General features: G+C 60.8%; 19 protein-coding genes and 2 tRNA genes. 9 read left to right on the forward strand and 12 right to left on the reverse strand.

Going from position 1 to position 16,089, the window contains the following annotated elements; genetic code table 11:
- Window positions 1-49: 49 nt before the first annotated feature.
- A complete protein-coding gene (locus FF80_RS16720) occupies window positions 50-943 on the forward strand; it encodes a sterol desaturase family protein (RefSeq protein WP_244445805.1) in 894 nt (297 codons plus the stop codon).
- Window positions 944-1,023: 80 nt separating this feature from the next.
- Here FF80_RS16720 and FF80_RS16725 read toward each other — a convergent pair whose 3' ends face one another.
- Entirely contained in the window at window positions 1,024-1,218 is a 195-nt protein-coding gene (locus FF80_RS16725; RefSeq protein WP_035102583.1) for a hypothetical protein, read from the reverse strand.
- Window positions 1,219-1,290: 72 nt separating this feature from the next.
- Between FF80_RS16725 and FF80_RS16730 the strand changes: the two genes are divergently transcribed.
- The 5 genes from FF80_RS16730 (at window position 1,291) to FF80_RS21975 (ending at window position 3,273) form a co-directional block, all read left to right on the forward strand.
- Window positions 1,291-1,941 carry a D-Ala-D-Ala carboxypeptidase family metallohydrolase gene (locus tag FF80_RS16730; RefSeq protein WP_052153686.1) on the forward strand — a complete coding sequence of 217 codons (651 nt, stop codon included), beginning with the start codon at window positions 1,291-1,293 and terminating at the stop codon, window positions 1,939-1,941.
- Window positions 1,942-1,943: 2 nt separating this feature from the next.
- Entirely contained in the window at window positions 1,944-2,339 is a 396-nt protein-coding gene (locus FF80_RS16735) for a DUF6527 family protein (RefSeq protein ID WP_035102584.1), read from the forward strand.
- Window positions 2,332-2,568, forward strand: coding sequence for a hypothetical protein (locus FF80_RS16740; RefSeq protein ID WP_035102585.1), 237 nt, complete (start codon window positions 2,332-2,334; stop codon window positions 2,566-2,568). The genes FF80_RS16735 and FF80_RS16740 overlap by 8 nt, the downstream gene beginning before the upstream one ends.
- A 142-nt stretch (window positions 2,569-2,710) precedes the next feature.
- On the forward strand, window positions 2,711-3,109 hold the full coding sequence (locus tag FF80_RS16745) for a hypothetical protein (protein WP_052153687.1): 399 nt from the start codon (window positions 2,711-2,713) through the stop codon (window positions 3,107-3,109).
- Window positions 3,106-3,273, forward strand: coding sequence for a hypothetical protein (locus FF80_RS21975; protein ID WP_160172853.1), 168 nt, complete (start codon window positions 3,106-3,108; stop codon window positions 3,271-3,273). Before FF80_RS16745 ends, FF80_RS21975 begins: the two co-directional genes overlap by 4 nt.
- Here FF80_RS21975 and FF80_RS21725 read toward each other — a convergent pair.
- From FF80_RS21725 to FF80_RS21145, 4 genes are all read right to left on the reverse strand, one after another.
- Window positions 3,270-3,674 (reverse strand): hypothetical protein, encoded by a 405-nt coding sequence (locus FF80_RS21725; protein ID WP_152558412.1) that lies wholly within the window; start codon window positions 3,672-3,674, stop codon window positions 3,270-3,272. The genes FF80_RS21975 and FF80_RS21725 overlap by 4 nt on opposite strands.
- Window positions 3,675-4,133: 459 nt before the next feature.
- Window positions 4,134-4,218 (reverse strand) — tRNA-Tyr (locus FF80_RS16755).
- A gap of 285 nt (window positions 4,219-4,503) precedes the next feature.
- Window positions 4,504-4,577 (reverse strand) — tRNA-Gly (locus FF80_RS16760).
- 70 nt (window positions 4,578-4,647) lie between these two features.
- Complete coding sequence (locus tag FF80_RS21145; protein ID WP_052153688.1) at window positions 4,648-5,628, reverse strand: PAN domain-containing protein; 981 nt, start codon at window positions 5,626-5,628, stop codon at window positions 4,648-4,650.
- A 352-nt stretch (window positions 5,629-5,980) separates the two neighbouring features.
- Here FF80_RS21145 and FF80_RS16770 point away from each other — a divergent pair, with 352 nt between their 5' ends.
- The 3 genes from FF80_RS16770 to FF80_RS16780 are packed head-to-tail and all read left to right on the forward strand — an operon-like array spanning window position 5,981 to window position 8,959.
- Complete coding sequence (locus FF80_RS16770) at window positions 5,981-7,216, forward strand: polysaccharide biosynthesis/export family protein (protein ID WP_052153689.1); 1,236 nt, start codon at window positions 5,981-5,983, stop codon at window positions 7,214-7,216.
- Between the two features lie 29 nt (window positions 7,217-7,245).
- On the forward strand, window positions 7,246-8,031 hold the full coding sequence (locus FF80_RS16775) for a family 16 glycosylhydrolase (RefSeq protein ID WP_052153690.1): 786 nt from the start codon (window positions 7,246-7,248) through the stop codon (window positions 8,029-8,031).
- A 34-nt stretch (window positions 8,032-8,065) separates the two neighbouring features.
- Window positions 8,066-8,959, forward strand: a complete 894-nt coding sequence (locus tag FF80_RS16780) for a polysaccharide pyruvyl transferase family protein (RefSeq protein ID WP_035102590.1) — start codon at window positions 8,066-8,068, stop codon at window positions 8,957-8,959.
- Between the two features lie 171 nt (window positions 8,960-9,130).
- On the opposite strand, the gene FF80_RS16785 is transcribed toward FF80_RS16780, so the two are convergent.
- From FF80_RS16785 to FF80_RS16815, 7 genes are all read right to left on the reverse strand, one after another.
- On the reverse strand, window positions 9,131-10,618 hold the full coding sequence (locus tag FF80_RS16785; protein ID WP_035102592.1) for a lipopolysaccharide biosynthesis protein: 1,488 nt from the start codon (window positions 10,616-10,618) through the stop codon (window positions 9,131-9,133).
- A 49-nt stretch (window positions 10,619-10,667) separates the two neighbouring features.
- Entirely contained in the window at window positions 10,668-11,663 is a 996-nt protein-coding gene (locus FF80_RS16790) for a glycosyltransferase (RefSeq protein ID WP_035102593.1), read from the reverse strand.
- On the reverse strand, window positions 11,660-12,943 hold the full coding sequence (locus FF80_RS16795; protein ID WP_052153691.1) for an O-antigen ligase family protein: 1,284 nt from the start codon (window positions 12,941-12,943) through the stop codon (window positions 11,660-11,662). Before FF80_RS16795 ends, FF80_RS16790 begins: the two co-directional genes overlap by 4 nt.
- Window positions 12,940-14,145, reverse strand: a complete 1,206-nt coding sequence (locus FF80_RS16800; protein ID WP_052153692.1) for a glycosyltransferase — start codon at window positions 14,143-14,145, stop codon at window positions 12,940-12,942. The genes FF80_RS16795 and FF80_RS16800 overlap by 4 nt, the downstream gene beginning before the upstream one ends.
- Window positions 14,146-14,199: 54 nt before the next feature.
- Window positions 14,200-14,559: a hypothetical protein gene (locus FF80_RS16805; protein WP_035102594.1), complete on the reverse strand. Its 360-nt coding sequence runs from the start codon at window positions 14,557-14,559 to the stop codon at window positions 14,200-14,202.
- 17 nt (window positions 14,560-14,576) lie between these two features.
- Window positions 14,577-15,248 (reverse strand): sugar transferase, encoded by a 672-nt coding sequence (locus FF80_RS16810; protein ID WP_052153693.1) that lies wholly within the window; start codon window positions 15,246-15,248, stop codon window positions 14,577-14,579.
- 350 nt (window positions 15,249-15,598) lie between these two features.
- Window positions 15,599-15,784 (reverse strand): hypothetical protein, encoded by a 186-nt coding sequence (locus FF80_RS16815; protein ID WP_035102595.1) that lies wholly within the window; start codon window positions 15,782-15,784, stop codon window positions 15,599-15,601.
- Window positions 15,785-16,089 lie beyond the last annotated feature (305 nt).

Genomic DNA, 16,089 nt, shown 5'->3' on the forward strand with positions numbered 1-16,089 from the left:
GAAAGTGGTTTATGGGATACTGGAAGGCACAAGCACGTAGGGTCGTTGGATGATAGAAGCTCTGAATAGTGCATTCGCACATGGCCAAGATTATGCGGGGCGCATCTTCCTTGCGGCCTCGGTCATTCTCATCGCTGAATTAATCCTGCCGATGTCGCGGTACAGTTGGGTGTCGCGCGTCAGGGGCGCGGTGTTCTGGATGGTCTATATCGTGATCACCGCAACGAGCATGACGCTGTTCTATCGGCTATGGGGACACTTGGGCGTCACCCCACTGTTTAGGATAGATCTTCGATTTTTGTCTGAGTGGTCAGGGCTTGCGATACTCGATCCCGTGGGCGGGGTTTTGGCTTCCCTGTTGGTGCTCCAGGTCAGTGAGTTCTTCTACTATTGGTTTCATCGACTCCAGCACTCAAGTCGTTTCTTCTGGCGTTTCCACGCGGAGCATCACTCCCTTGAGGAAATGAGCGCGTTCAATAGCAACCATCATTTCACCGAAGAGATATTCAGAATTCCCTTTGTGGCCATACCCATTTCTCTGCTGTTTAGCTTCGAGCAGGGTTATGTGCCGTGGCTGTGGGCCTTGCTGCTCGGCTGGCAGGGTATCTATGAACACAGCAGTACGAAGGTCCATTTCGGGTTTTTGCGCTACGTTGTTCCCGATAACCGCTTCCACCGTATTCACCATTCGGTTGAGAAGCGGCACCACAACAAGAACTTCGGTAGCGGATCAGCGCTGTGGGATATTGTTTTTGGGACCATTCATCACCCCGAGAAAGACGAGTGGCCGGACGTAGGCGTGTCTTACATGAGGGAGCCGAAAACCTTGTCAGAATTCATGTGGCGCCCTTTCAAGCGGAAGAAGTTGAAGACAAAAGCCATTGTGGAGGAGCCGGTAAAGCCGACACAAGCGGCTGGCTTGACGGCTACGTCTCGTGATTAGCAGCAGCTAAAACCACCGAAAACCTCGAGGCGGCTCGCTAAGCCGCCTTTTCTTTTGCGCTTCCGATAAATCCTGAAGACCTAACCCTCCGGCCAGTTGTTCCCTCTCTGAACCCTGACCACATCGAAATGATCGAGCGGCGCGGTAAACCTCTGGCCTGCAAGCTCAACCGTCACGATCTGCCGGCAGTCGATATCCAGTTCATCGGCCACCCGCGCGACCTTTAGCCAGACCTGTATCCGGTCGCCTTCGCGGACTTCCATCTTCTTCGGCATTCACAGCCCTCCCGCTCCAACAAGCAGCGTGACGGCTTCTAAGTTCCCAATCCATCATCAGGAGAATACCCCATGAGCAAGCTCTACTCGAGCTGGCAGCGCTTCCCCATGTCCGAATGGCGCTGGCCCAACTTCAGCCCCCAGGAAATCGCCAGCAAGGGCGAAGGGGAGCTTCTTATTGATGAAGCTAGCATGGACAAGCTCCAGGCGCTCAGGACCGCCTTGGGCAAGCCGCTGATCATCACGAGCGCCTATCGATCGGCCGCGCACAATGCCCGGGTGAAGGGCGCCAAGAATAGCCAGCATCGCCTGGGCAAGGCGTTCGACGTGATGATGACCAATCAGGATCCTGCAGCCTTCGAACGGGCCGCCCGAGCTGCTGGTTTCACCGGCTTTGGTCACTATCCGAAATCCGGCTTCATGCACATCGATACCGGCCCGGCCCGTCGGTGGAATGACGGTTCCAACTTCCCAACGGCGACGGAAAGCAAGATCGCTCCGACGCCGCAATTCCAGACCGAGCCGAAGCGCGAAACCATCACCGATATCGTGACCAAGCCCGAAGTTCTGGCCGGCGCCGGATCGGTGCTGACCGGGGCAGGGGCTGTCAGCCAGGGCAGCGGCCCGGTGCAGATCGCCCTCGCCATCGTGATGGTCGTTATCGTCTGCGCGTTCGCCGCATGGCTGGTGATGAAGGTGATCCGCCGGGCGAGGGAGGTTTAATCATGCAACTATCCCCAATCCTTCGCGGCTTTGAAGCTGGTCGGGTCGCCTTTTGGTGCCCCGGTTGCAGTGAGGCCCACCAGATCACGGTCAACGACGCTGTCAACGGGCAAGGCCCGAAATGGTCCTACAATGGCAACCCCGATGCCCCGACGTTCTCGCCGTCAGTGCTTGTGCGAGGCGTCCGCATCGATGGCGGCGACGAAGAACTCGACCGCATCCTTGACACCTACAAGCTGCCAGAAGACCGCGAGCGGATGCTTGCCGATAAGCGCATCAACACGGTCTGCCATTCCTTCGTGAATAGCGGGCAGATCCAGTTCCTCGGCGATTGCACCCACGCGCTCGCCGGGCAGACTGTCCCGCTCCCGCCTTTTCCGGCCAGCTCCGATGTTTAGCTTTTGGGGAAAGATCAAGGCGGGGCTGGCGATTGCCGGCGCCATCATTTTCGCCATCGGGGTCGCGTTTCTGCGCGGCCGAGCCGAGGGCAAGAAGATCATCGAAGCCGAGCAGGCGAAGCGCCGCGCAGAATCCATGAAGCAGCGAAAGGAGATTGGCGATGAAGTTGACCAGATGGGCGCTGCCGATGTTGACAGCAACTATTCTCGCTGGCTGCGGGACGACTAGCGGCAATTTCTGCGACGTGGCCTCGGCAATCCGGCCGTCCGTTCAGGACGACATGACCGATGGCACCAAGCGTCAGATCGTTTCGCACAACAACTATGGCGAGGCCGCTTGCGGCTGGCGCCGCTGATCGACGGAGCGGTTTGTGGCCACCACCAACGACATGTTGCTCAAGATGATGGAGCAATTGCGCGCCGATTTCTCCGAGGAGCGGGAAGCGTCCCGCCAAAGCCGAAGCAAGCTCCATGAACGTGTGGATGGCATCTCCGAGGACATCGGCGCCATTCGGGGAGATATTCGCATCCTTGGCGAGGTTGACGGGCAGGTGAGGGGGGAAATCAAGGCCCTGAAGAAAACAGTCACGGACAACCAAACCAGCGTGCAGCCGACCGTAGATGCCTGGCGTGATCTGCTCAAAAGCGGCCGGCGGATATCGTGGGCATTTTCGATTGCAGGGATCACCACGCTCGGCGGCTTCGTTGCGGCGGTGACGGGGTTGTTTGACTGGGTTGTCGGCGCCCTCAAAGCCAAGGGTTGGCTATGAGCCTGGCCGAGCTGACTGCGCTCATGTCCAAGGTTGGCCGCAAGCACCCCGACTTGATGCAAGACAGGAATGTCGCCCTGTTCATCCAAGCCTGCATCGATGAGGCCAAAACGCTGCCGCAGGAGCACGCCCCGACCGCGCCGGTAGATGTGATCGATATCTAGTCTGTTCCGTATTCGTTCACGGTGCTATCGATGTCCGCCGAAAGGTGGATCGAGAAATGCCAACGTTGGGCGAGCTTCGGGACTATGGCGCGCGATTGACCATTTACTGCCACACGATCAATCCCCGGCGCTGTGGCAATAGCTGGTCCCCGAGCATGGATCAGATGGTCCAGTATTTCGGCGTTGACTTCGACCCCGGCGAGCGTCGGCCGGAATTCCTTCGCCGCTTCGTCTGCGAGAAGTGCGGGCAGCGAGATATCGCCACGACCTGGCATCCGCCTGCCAATACGCCAGGCCTGCTGACTGGCCAGGGTAGCCACGATCACGGTCCACCCAATCCCGTGGAGGTGGCCAGGATCAGAGCCGAGTACGAGCAGGGCAAGGCAATAGCCGAAATGCATAAGGCGAACGCCGACAGGATGCGGCAAGAAGCCTTAGCGGCGGAGAAGGCCAGAAAGAAGCTGCAGCGTGACCTCGAAACCGGGCGACAGATTATCGGGCCGCCGAATCCTTGGGCTGGCCGGAAGAAGGGGCGTTGGCTTTAGCCTCCATATCGCTCAGCAGCACTCGAACCGTCTCCGCCCGCACATCGGCATGTTCTGCCTCGCGCCGATGTGCCGAGATGGCCTCGAGGTGAGCCAGTAGGTTGCGGAGCCGCGCTATCTCTCGATCCCTTGCGGGATTGTTGGATGTCGCATTGGAGGCGTTGCTGGGGCATGTGTTCATGCTAGGAGCATAGCGTGACAGGGCGCACTGACAAGGTCGCGGCCATAGCGAGAACGCAAGAATGGCTAACTTCAAAATAGGTTAGCCAAAAAGGCCCGGATTATGCAGGAAAATCAATACCCCAAGAGGGGCGTTGGTGGAGGGGACTGGATTCGAACCAGTGTACGCTAAGCGGTCAGATTTACAGTCTGATGGATTTAACCACTCTCCCACCCCTCCACTGACAACGTCGCGCGAGCGGGACAACGAAGCGCTAGGCGTTTCGTCGGGCGGTTTATGGTGGTCTGTGACAGTAGTGTCAACACCCTTCCGCCATTGCCCGCAAGAAATCGGTGGGGCAGGGGAAAAGTATGTGATTTTTCCAGGGGATGGTTCCCGTACCGGCTCTGCCCAGCGGTCGAATGGAGGGTGGGCCCTCTGGGAATAGCGTCTTGGAGTTGGGAGTGTGGCCCAGCCGCGGGCGGCGGCCCCGTACTCGTTGAGCAGCAGTTTCAAATGGGAGTTTGGAGCGGGTAGCGGGAATCGAACCCGCATATTCAGCTTGGAAGGCTGCTGCTCTACCACTGAGCTATACCCGCCCGGTCGGAGTGATCCGAAGCATTGATCGATTAGCCCGACACGGGGCTTGGTGGCAAGCCCCGTGATAGTCTACTCCAGCGGGATAATTTCGGTGGGCGCAACCTTGGTGCCGTTGACGTCCAGCACGCCATCGAAGCCGGCGGCGAGGAAGGCGCCGGAAATGGCGTGTTCATAGGGCTCGGTTCGGCCCATGCCGCTTTTGAGGAAGCAGTTGGGGCCGGTCTTGATCGTCGGATTGAGATTGATGGTCATGGCAGAGCATTGCTGGTTGTCCACGCATTTCTGGAAGCATTGTTCCAGGGTTTCGGCGCGTATCTTGTCGATATCGGCGCCGTAGAAATCGAGACCCTCATAGATGGCGAAGCGCGGCACGCTTTGTGGGGGCGTGCCGTTGCCGCTACTTGCTGAAGTCGTTTCAGACTGGGAACCGGGGCTTGTGCCCATGGCGGTCAGCGCTTCTTGTGGCAATTGACGGAACTGGGCGAGTGTAGCGTCGAGCTGGCTGGGATTGCGATCGATGCGCAGCTGCGTGACCTCTTCGGGATTGAAAGTATAGATGGCGTTTGCCGGGGTGCGCAGCATGCGGTTGATGACGGCCTGCGGTGTGCCGAAGCCGGTCAGTATCCCCATAATGTCGGTCACCCCGAGCTGGGAGGCAGCGTTGCTGTCTCCGCCATAGAAATGATGCACGCCCAGCTCGCCCTGATCCAGCCGCGCCGCCCCTGCGAAAAACACATAGGCGCAACTGGACTGGCAGATTGAGGTGGGCGGGATATAAGTGTTGATGCCGCGCCGGTAGACTTCGTCGGCCAGCAGGAGCGCCCCGGCCATCGGGCCGCCATCGCTGGAGAGCACCAGCGTCTTGATGTTGGGCTGGCTGGCCAGCACGGCCCTGAAATCATCGGGCGTTTGATTGGTTATGTCGCCTGCCAGAATGGCGAAATCGAAGCCGGCGCCGGGCAGGATAAAGGCGCCCTGGCGCGCGATGCCGGCCGCAAAGGCCGGGCCAATGGACAAGACAAGTGCCAAAACGGCAACCAGAATACGCATGTTACGCCTCTATCAAGCCAGCGAACTGTCTTAAATCGAGGCTGGGCCGGGAGTCCAGAACCCGGGGACGCGGCGAATTTTCTTTTGCCTGGCGTTGCTTAGTGGACACGCCGTTTTCGTTCTGCGCAGCACGGCTTTTTTGCGGCGGCAGTTTCCCTTTGAGCGCAGGGCTGGGTTGAGCCGGGCGGGCGAGCCAAGCGCGCGAACCATGCTAGGGTGGCTGGTAACGTTTTAGGGATGGATTGGTGCGCGGCGCCGTTGTTCTCCCCGCAGCCAAGAAGAGGCTGGCGCGTGCGGCCCGGAACAGGGCCTTTACCGATCGATCCGGAAGCTCAATCACGAGGCCTGGCCCATGAAGAAAGCGACTCCGTTCCGGCCCAATGTCCTGCGCCAAGGCGCTCTGGCAATGGGTTTGGCCGTCGCGCTCACCGCGACATCTGCCGCCGCGGAACCTTATACGCTCAACGTTTCCGACAAGATCAACGTTCGCGTGGTCCAATGGAAGGCCGCCGAATCCACGTTCGAGGAATGGACAGCCCTTGGCGGGGAATATGTCGTGGGCCCAGCAGGCACCACCGCATTCCCCTTTGTGGGGGACGTGGAAAGCGCCGGTAAAACCTCCCAGGATCTGGCGCGAGAACTGGCCGACGGGCTCAAGCAGTCGCTGGGCCTCGTGGTTTCGCCCAATGTGAGCATCGAAATTGCCGAATTTGCCCCGATCTATGTGGCGGGCGATGTGCAATCGCCCGGCGAATACAAATTCCTTCCCGGGCTGACGCTGATCAAGGCCTTGAGCCTTGCTGGGGGCGAGCGCCGCGGCGCCGATGCCAATGCCCGTCCCGAGCGTGACATGCTCAACGTTACCGGCGCCTATCAGGTGCTGCAGGACGAACAGCTTCGGCTGCTGGCCAAGCGGGCACGCATCGATGCCGAACTGGCTGGGCAGGGCACGATCGTGCCGCCCGAACAGTTTGCCGGTGTCGAGGGCGTCGAGCCGCTGTTGGCTGATGAGCAGGCGGTGCTGGTGGCCAATCTCAAGGCGCTCAATTCGCAAAGCACGGCGCTGGATAGCCAAACCATGGTGCTGCGGCGCCAGATCGAGACCTTTGGGCAAAAACGGACGGCCACAGAACGCCAATTGTCGGTTGCCCAGGAGCAGCTGACCAATGTGCGCTCGCTGGCCAATGATGGCCTGGCCGTGGTGTCGCGTGTTGCTTCGCTCGAAACCAGCGTGGCCGATTACGAAACGCGCCTGCTCGATATCGATATGGCTCAGTTGCAGGCGCAGCAGGCGATTGGCGATGCCGAAATCCGCCGCACCGACCTGGCCGACAGCCACGCTTCCCAACTCACGGTCGAGCGGCAGGAGGTCGAGGCGCAACTGGCCGAGGTTAACCTCAAGCTCGCGACCCAGCAGGGTCTGGTGCGGGAGGCGGTGGCTTATTCCGGTATTGCGCCGGGCATGGCGGGCTCGCTTGCCAGTTATACCTACAGCATCGTCCGCGACGGGGAGGAAATCCCCGCCGAAATGTCGACGCCGGTCCAGTCCGGCGATGTCGTTCAGGTTCGCCTGGTTGTCGCCGAATAGTTTTGCGTTTTAGTGGATTGGATAAGCCCGTGCCCAGCGTCACCCGCCTTGCAGCCACCGCAACTGCCGCCCTTTGTTGCCTTGCCGCGCCTGCTCTGGCCCAAAGCGCCAGCTTTTTCGACGATTTCGCTTCGCTCAATGGCCAGCGCTGGTATGTTTCGAATGGCTGGGCCAATGGTGAGCACCAGAATTGTGTCTGGTCGGCAGATCAGGTGAAGACGCTTCGTGGTTTTCTCTGGGTCGGTTTTGCGCCAAGCAGCGACGCCGGTAGCCGTGATTATGCCTGCGGGGAAATCCAGACCAGGACCGCCTTTGGCTACGGCACATTCGAAGCCCGCCTCAAAACGCCCGTCGGCTCGGGCCTCAACGCCGCGTTTTTCACCTATATCGGCCCACAACAGGGCAAGCCGCATGATGAGCTGGATTTCGAGATCCTGCTCAAGGATATCGGCCGCGTCGAGACCACCAGTTTCGTCAATGGCGTCAGTGGAGACGGTGAAGTGGGCAGCGGCATGTCTCATCAACTGCCTTACGGCTCGAATAACTTCCTCAACTTCGCTGTCACATGGACGCCGGGACGGCTGGATTACTACATCAACAACCAACTCGTCCGCACAATGACCGGGAGCGATCAGGTGCCCAACAATGCCATGCGCATTTTCTTCAGCCTGTGGGGCAGCGACACGCTCACCGACTGGATGGGCACTTTCGTGCCACCCAGTGGCCCGATCGCCATGCATGTGGATTGGGTTGCCTTCACCGCGCAGGGCGAAAGCTGCGCTTTTCCGCAATCGGTGCTTTGCGCGCTGCAATAGGTGGCCGCCGGCCAATCAGAAAAAGGGATTTTGAATGAAGCTGGTGTTCTTCCGCGGCAAAGTGCCGAATTTTGGTGATGAGCTCAACACATATGTCTGGCCGCAAATCCTGCCGGAAGGATTTCTGGACGAGGACGAGAGCGAGCTGTTCGTGGGCATCGGCTCAATCATCGGCACCCATCTGCCCGAAACTTCCCGCAAGTTCGTGATGGGCTCGGGTTATGCCGGCTATATGGGTCTGCCAGACGTGCATGACGGCAGCTGGGACATTCGCTTCGTGCGCGGCCCCAAGACCGCCGAAAAGCTCAAGATTTCGTCCGATCTGGCCATTTGCGACAGCGCTATCCTGCTGCGCCAGATGGAATTGGCCAAACCTGCCACCGGCATCGATGTGGCCTTCATGCCGCATTACGAGAGCCTTGAGCGCGGCCCCTGGGACGAGGCCTGCCGCCTTGCCGGCATCAAGCTGATCGATGCCACCGATCCGCTCGAAAAGGTTATCGCCGAGATCAAGGGCGCGCGCGTGCTGATCACCGAGGCCATGCATGGCGCCATCGTGGCCGATGCGCTGCGCACACCCTGGATCGGCGCCAAGCCGATCTTTGCCGGACACCATATGAAATGGCTCGACTGGTCGGGCGCGCTCGATATCGAACTGCGCATGCACGAGCTCAAGCCATCCAGCGTGCTCGAATATTATATTGGCCGTACCGGCCGCGGCGGCCCGGCCGGCAAGATCGGCGCCCTCAGCCGCAGCCCATTGGCGGCAATCCCCAATGCGTTTCTGACCCATTCCGCCGCCCGGCATTTGCAGAAAATGGCAAAGTATGAGCCCCAGCTCAGCAGCGACGCGAAGATTGCCGAAGTGACGGAGAAGGCCGCGGCGGCAGTGGATGGTTTCGTGCGGTCGCGGCTGGCTGTGAGCTAGGCGCCCGCGCATCCAACCATCAGCTACGCACCCAACCGCCCCACCGACGATGTCATTCCCGCGAAAGCGGGAATCTCCGTTTGCTTTTCTTGCATCGTAAGACAGAGGTTCCCGCTTTCGCGGGAATGACACCGTGGGTTGAATGCTGACAGGGTGGCAAGCGGTGCGCGCCTAAGCCCCGCGCTTCTTCAGCACCATGCCCTTGACCGCCAGCAAGCGCTTGCGTGCCAGTACCAGGATCGCGCCGCCATACACCGCGGCGCACGCGGCCACGGTAGCGGCGAGCCGCAGCACCGGGTCGGCATCGGCCAGCTCGATCTTCACAAAAACGCCGGCGCCGATCATCAAGGCCGTCGCCAGCATGGGCGTGACGAAGGTTCCCAGATAGGCCCAGGCCGATACCTGCAGGATACGGATGACCATGTGTACCGAGGGCGGCCACATGATGAAGTTCTGGATGACGAGGGCCAGCGTCAGCGCGTTGACGCCCCATTTGTAGAACAGCACGACATAGAGCACCGTCGTGACCTGCTTGCCGATCAGGTAATAGAACCACAGATCGGCCTGACCCTGGCTTTTGACCAGAGAGGATTGCAGCACGCCGATGCTGGTGATCAGGCCCAGCAGGCAAAAGGCCTGCACGGCAGGAACCGCTTCCACCCAATTATGCCCAAAGGCCAGCGGCACGAAATCGTCGGCAATCAGCGCCAGTCCCATAAAGACGGGAAATGACAGCACGGACGAGGCAAACGTGCCGAGGAAATAGGCCTCGCGCAGCTTGTCCCGCTCGTTCTGCAACGAAGATAGCAGCGCATAGGACACCGAGCTAAGCGCCCCGGTGATGAGGTCCGTCAGGATCTGGAAAATGCGGCGGGCAAAGCTATATATGCCTAGCCCGGCGGGGCCGAGCAGCGTACCGATCAGCAATTGATCGACGCTGACCAGGGTGATGATGCGATTGCCCGAGGCGAAGAGGCCAAAGCTGGCCAGCTCACGCAGCGCCTGGAAGCTGAAGCGGAATTTGGGCAGCCAGCGCACCGAGACCAGTGCGCCGATACAGGTGGTGATGGCCGTGGCGAGCTGAGAAAAAGCCAGTGCCCAGAGGCCAAATCCCAGCCACAGCAGCGCCAGGCACAGCACGGCGGCGACGACCGAGGCGACGGTTGTTCGCATTGCCAGCTTCTTGAACGACATGGAGCGGACCAGCAGCGCATTGGGCACCGCTGCCGCCATGTCGAAAATCACCCTGATGCCGATAAAGGGAAGGAGGGCGGTAAGGATGGGCTCGTTGAGCTGATTGGCCAGCGGAACAGCGGCAAAGCACAGCCCGGCATAGATCAGCAGCGCCGCCCCGGTGCAGAGCCAGAACACCGTATCGAGATGATGCGGCTCAATTTTGCTGCGCTGGATGATGGCTTCGCTGAACCCTGCCGGGGCGATGGCGGTGCCGAGCATGGCGATGCTGGCCGCATAGGAGACGATGCCGAATTCGGCCGGCGAGAGCACGCGCGAGGTCGCCATGAAGACGAGAATGCCCAGCGCGGCCGGCGCGAAGCTGTTGACCACCGACCACAGCACGCCGCGAATGGCCGCGCCGGAGCGGTTGGTGCGTACATGGTCGAGCACAGGGCCGCGACCGATCTCATTGGTAACACTCATGTTTACTCGATACGGGCCGGTTAACTACTGCCCGTGGGGGCGGAATTACTCAACGTTGTACGGCTGGCAGTCGCGATTGCACGAAGGCGTGGAAATCCGGCGTTGTGCGGCCAAACAGGCGAATGGCCAGGCCACGCGCCCGCAGGCGCAACGCATCCTTGAAGGCGATGGCCGATGAGGCGCCATCCATGATCAGCGCCTTGGCGAGGCCGCTGGCTCGCGTCGGCGCCTGGGCCGCCCATTTCGGATTGGTCATGAAGCCGTCGCGCAGGCCCTTGGGGGCAGTCTGCCAGGCCAGCCGCTGCAACTCCTGCACAGAGCGCTTCAGATCGAGTTCGCGCCTGAGATAGGAAGCCTTGAGTTCGGCATTGCGGGTGGTTTGTTCCGCATTTTCCGCCCATACGGCCAGCGGCGTCATGGCCACATAGATCGGCTCGACGATCGAGAATGACCGCATATATTCCTGCAAAGTCGCGGTGCAGCCAAAGCCGATCTCGAGCTGGCAGGCGGTATCGCGCGACCAGAATAGCCCGCCATTGGATACGCCAATGCCCATCAGCAGCGACAGGCGGAATTCATCGGGCTGGTAGAGACCCTCGACGAACAGGTCATCGAGTACACCGCCGGCGCTCAAATGGGCGGCGGTGGTGCCGCTCTTGTGCTCGACATATTGGTTGCGCAGCACGACATTGACGCCGTCCTCGCGGCAGATCCGCATATTCTCGGCAAGGAAGTCCGGCAGGATGAGATTGTCGTCCTCGACCACGCAAAAATAGTCGGCGTCGTTGGGATTCTCCGCGGTGAAGCAGTGGTCGATATTCTTGGAGGCAAAGCGCTGCGGCGCATTGTGATGATAGCGGATGCGTGGATCGTTGAAGCTCTCGCACACTGCCTTGCCCGCCTGGGCGGCATCGTCGTCATAGACATCGCAGACCCAATTGGCCCAAGTCTGGTCGATCATCGATTGCAGCGCGCGTTGCAGGGCGACGGGGCGCTTATAGGTGGGCGTGCGAATCTGGACCAGGCCGGAATTGGTTTCAGTCATGGTTGGACTCCGATTGGGCGGATATACACCTGCCGCGACGCGGGCAGTGGAGAGCGGCGATTGGCGCGCAATTCATGCAGTACGCCCTGGGCGCCATAGATGAAGGTTACGACCACCAGGATCGAGCGGACGGAAAACTCGAAAAAGACCTCGACTTCGATAAAGCTGCGCAGGATGACCAGCAATTGCAGACCGACCAGGAACGCATTTTGCGGATTGGGCCGCAGGATGGTGGCGATCACGATCAGCAGGAAGCCGCCATAGATCAGGAACGCCTGCAGACCGACGCCGATCAGGCCGATCTCCACGGCATTTGAAATATAGGTGTTGTGGAAGTTGAAGCCGGCGCCCGAGGGGACCATGAACATGGCCCAGAGCTGTTCCGCCGGGGCGAAGCCCTGCACCCAGAAGGCGCGGAAGCCGATGCCTTGCAGTGGCCGTTCGGCAATGAAGGTGAAGCCGGTGGCCCACAGGTCGGTGCGGCCGGTCAGCGTCGGATCCTTGCCGGAGCCTTCGAGAATTTCCGACAATAGCGTCTGGCCGTTGGCCATGATGAACAGGCCCAAGGCCGCGCCAACAATGACCACGCCCAAGGTCATGAACAGTTTCTGGTTGCCGGTCAGGCGACCCGTCAGCAGCAGCAGCACCATGACAGCAACGCAGGGCACGACCATCATGATGGCACCGGCCGATTGCGCCAGAATCATCAATGGGCCCGAGATGAGCAGTCCGCCCAGCGCTCCTAGCCGCAGCAACAGCCCGGCATGCCGGTCCGTAACCACGGCCAGCGAGGTCAGTGCGAAGACCGCGATATGGGCGGCAAAGGCATTTTTACTGCCAAAAATGCCCAGCCAGGGCGCGCCCGACGGTCGATGGCCGATAGTGATGCTGGCCAATACGCCCACGGCGTAGACCACGAACAGGGCGCGCACCAGTGTCGCCGGCCTGACCCGTCCGGCCATCACCACGGCGATGGAGAGCGTGATCATCAATTGGACTGAAGCGCGCAGGGTGATCTGGGGGTATTGCGACCAGAGCGTGGAGAGCATGCAATAGGCCGGCAGCAGCAGGAGGAACCACCAGCGGGCGATCAGGGTGGCGCTCTGCTGGGGATCGCTGAGCAGCAGCAGTCCACCAAAGCCGAGGAATGCCATGGCGGCCAACGAGCCGACCAGGGCGTTCAGCACCAGCCCGGACAGGGCCAGCACGGTGAAGGTGGCGGCCAGGTCGATATCGACCAGCGGGCCGGCAATGCCGCGGCGGCGCAGCAGGCGCGTCATGTCGCCACCGCCGGCGCATTGGTCGCGAATTGGTTACGGATCGGGGTAGGTGCAGCAGCGGCCGGGATAAATCCGGCGGCATAGCGGGCCGCAGCGTCCTTGGCGATGATCTGGTGCGCGTTCACGCCCTGCGCGGCGACAGCCAGCCAGGCCGGATCGCGCCGGAAGCGGGTCCAATCCACCTCCTGGCTCGGCACATAGGCGGGCAGGGAGGCATGTTTATCGAGGTTCAACAGCCCAGTATTGGCCGCACCGTGTGGCTTGGCAGTGCGGCGCCGCCGGCCTTCTGTGAACGAGGTCCATAGTCGCGCCAACAGGGCAGGGCGCCGCGCAATGATATTAAGGGTAGCCCCCGGTGAGCGAGCCTTGATCGCCTCCACCAGCCGCCCGAAATCCAGCGCGCCCTGCAAGGCGTCGCGGCGCTGCGCAAAGGCCTGGGCTAAGCCGGCATCCGGCTTGATTGCGGCGAGCAATTGCACCTGGTTGGCCAGCATTGCCTCGACGTCACCAGCCGACAGGCGGTGGGAAATCGAGCCGCTGTGGCGGCGATAGAGATACCAGGGCTCGGGCACGATCCACATGCTGGCGCCGGCCAGTAGCGTGCGCAGCAGCAGGTCGTAATCTTCGCCGATCCGCAGGGTCTCGTCATAGCGCAGCAGGCCCAGCGCCTCGGCACGGATCAGCGGCTTGAGATAACCCAGCGCCGGCAGCTTGCCATCCATGCCGGCCGTCACCCAGGCTTCTGCGCTGACGGGAAATGGTGTGTCGTGATTGCCCAGCAGCAGGGTCGGCGGGCTGCCGTCCTCGTGGAAATGCAGCAGGTCATCGGCAACGATATCGGCCTTGAACTGCGCCGCCGCTGCCAGCAGCCGCTCCAGTCGCTCGGGATGCACGATGTCGTCGGAATCAACGATGGCGATCCATTCGCCGCGGGCCTGTGCCAGCGCCAGATTGCGCGTGCGGGCCGGACCGCCATTCTGTGGCGAGGCTACCAGCCGCACCCGCTCGTCGCGCGCCATTATGGAGGTCACCACCGAAACGCTATCGTCGGGCGAAGCGTCGTCGGCGACGATGATTTCGAGATTGGCCATGGTCTGGGTCAGCACGGATTCCAGCGCACGAGCCAATGTCGCGCCGCCGCGGTAATTCGCCATAATGACGGAAACCGTCGGAATCCCCTGCTGTGCGCGCGTGGGCTGCATGGCGAGCTCCGGTTCGAAAAATTGCCAGGCGCCAAGAGGCGCCGGCTTGTCCCGTCAGGCCTGCGGCGCCGTAGCGTCGAGAGTGGCCAGCACGGCTTTGAGCTGTTCCATATGCTCGCTGATCTGGCCGATCCTGAGGCGGGCCGCAGCGGCATTGCGCTCGGCGTCCTCGATGGCGCCTTCATCTTCATCGGAGCGGGTACCGAACTCGCCCGAATTGTCGATCAGGTTGGTGGCCTGGGCATAATAGACGTCGAGGCGTGTCTGCAGGCCCTCGCGCTCCCGCTGGGCGCCTTCGATTGCCGCCAGCAACGACCGGCGGACCGTCATGAAACGGTCCTTGTCAGTACTGGCGTCGCGCGAGGGATCACGGGTACGGAAGAGGCGTGTGCCGACGGAAAGGATCGAAGCCATTCATCGCCTCCTGTAGTCTAGCGGCTGCCCGTGCGCATCAGGACGACCTTGACGGTGCGCAGCATAATAACAATGTCACCGATGAAGGACCAGTTACGAGCATATTCGGCATCGAGCCGCACACGCTGCTCATAATCCACATCGCTGCGGCCGCTGACCTGCCACAGGCCGGTCAGGCCCGGACGCATGCTGGCATAAGCCGTGATGTCATTGGCATAGCGCACGATTTCGTCCTGCACGATGGGACGGGGGCCCACCAGGCTCATGTCGCCGCGGATGATGTTGATCAGCTGGGGCAATTCGTCGAGGCTGGTGTCGCGCAGGAATTTGCCCAGCGGGGTGATGCGCGGGTCATTGCGCAGCTTCTGGGTCGCTTCCCACTCTTCGCGAGCCAGCGGGAACATTTCAAGGTGCCGTTCCAGCGCTTCTTTGGAGTTGACGATCATCGAGCGGAACTTGAGGCAGCGGAACTTCTTGCCGCGATGTCCGACCCGTTCATGGGCGAAAAATACCGGTCCCCGATCGATCGAGAACATGGTGACCATGATGAAGAAGATCGCCGGAAGTGCGCAAAAGAGCATGATGGATGCTACCGTGACATCGAATGCTCGTTTCAGCGCGCCGCCCTTGGGCGACTTGGTTTGGGTCTCGATGCCCGAGAGATCGAGGCCTGCGTTGACTATCGACATTTTGTTCACCCGCCATGTTGAACGTAGTTCGAGTTGCTACTGTGCTTTTCGTGTCCAGCTGTAATGGTTTGCGATGATGCCCCCGGTGCCGCATGGCGGGGGGCCGTGATTACCGCAGTCCCGCCCGGATGTCTCCGCTGCGGGGGTTCGTAGCAAACGCTTGATGTTTGCCGACTTCTGTCGGTTGGTCCTGCAAAGGCGCGGTTCGCTCAGAAGCAAATCCAGCGCACGTTTGCGGGGTCAAAGTGATCACGATTATGTGGGGCAGGCAACAGCATACGCGCATGGCTGTCATGCGGGCGCATGATCACGAGATGATCACAATTGGCTGGGTGTAAGCGGGCGGGAGGTTATCGCGCGAAGACGAAGATGATGCCGTTCCACAGCAGGTAGACACCGACCCAGGCGAGGACGATCACGGCCAGCGCGGTCAGGCCAGTGGGCCAGCGGCTCCAGATTTGGCTGCGAAGGTTGGCGACGGGTGTCCCGACGCCGTTTTCCGCGGCGCCTTTCTTGTCGTGTCCGTCCTGGCTCATGTTCTGGCTCCTGCCCCAAACGTTGCGATACTGGCAACTCCGTGCCGTCTATCGCAAACCTCGGAAAACTACCCTAACGTCTATAGTGAAATTTTCAGCAATGGATGAGTTCAAGCAATTGGTAAACGCATGACTGCGTTTCCAAGTGCCACGACTTGTCTGAAATACCGAAAACCTCACCGCCTTATTGCTCTGGCGGCTTCACACAATAGAAACGCTATATAGCGTTCACCGCCCGGCCACAAGCGGCGACAAATCAACTTTAGGACTAGCACCAATGGCGCGGAGTGGCAGTGGGCGGTACT

It is taken from the genome of Devosia sp. LC5, from assembly GCF_000735585.1.
Taxonomy (GTDB): Bacteria; Pseudomonadota; Alphaproteobacteria; order Rhizobiales; family Devosiaceae; genus Devosia.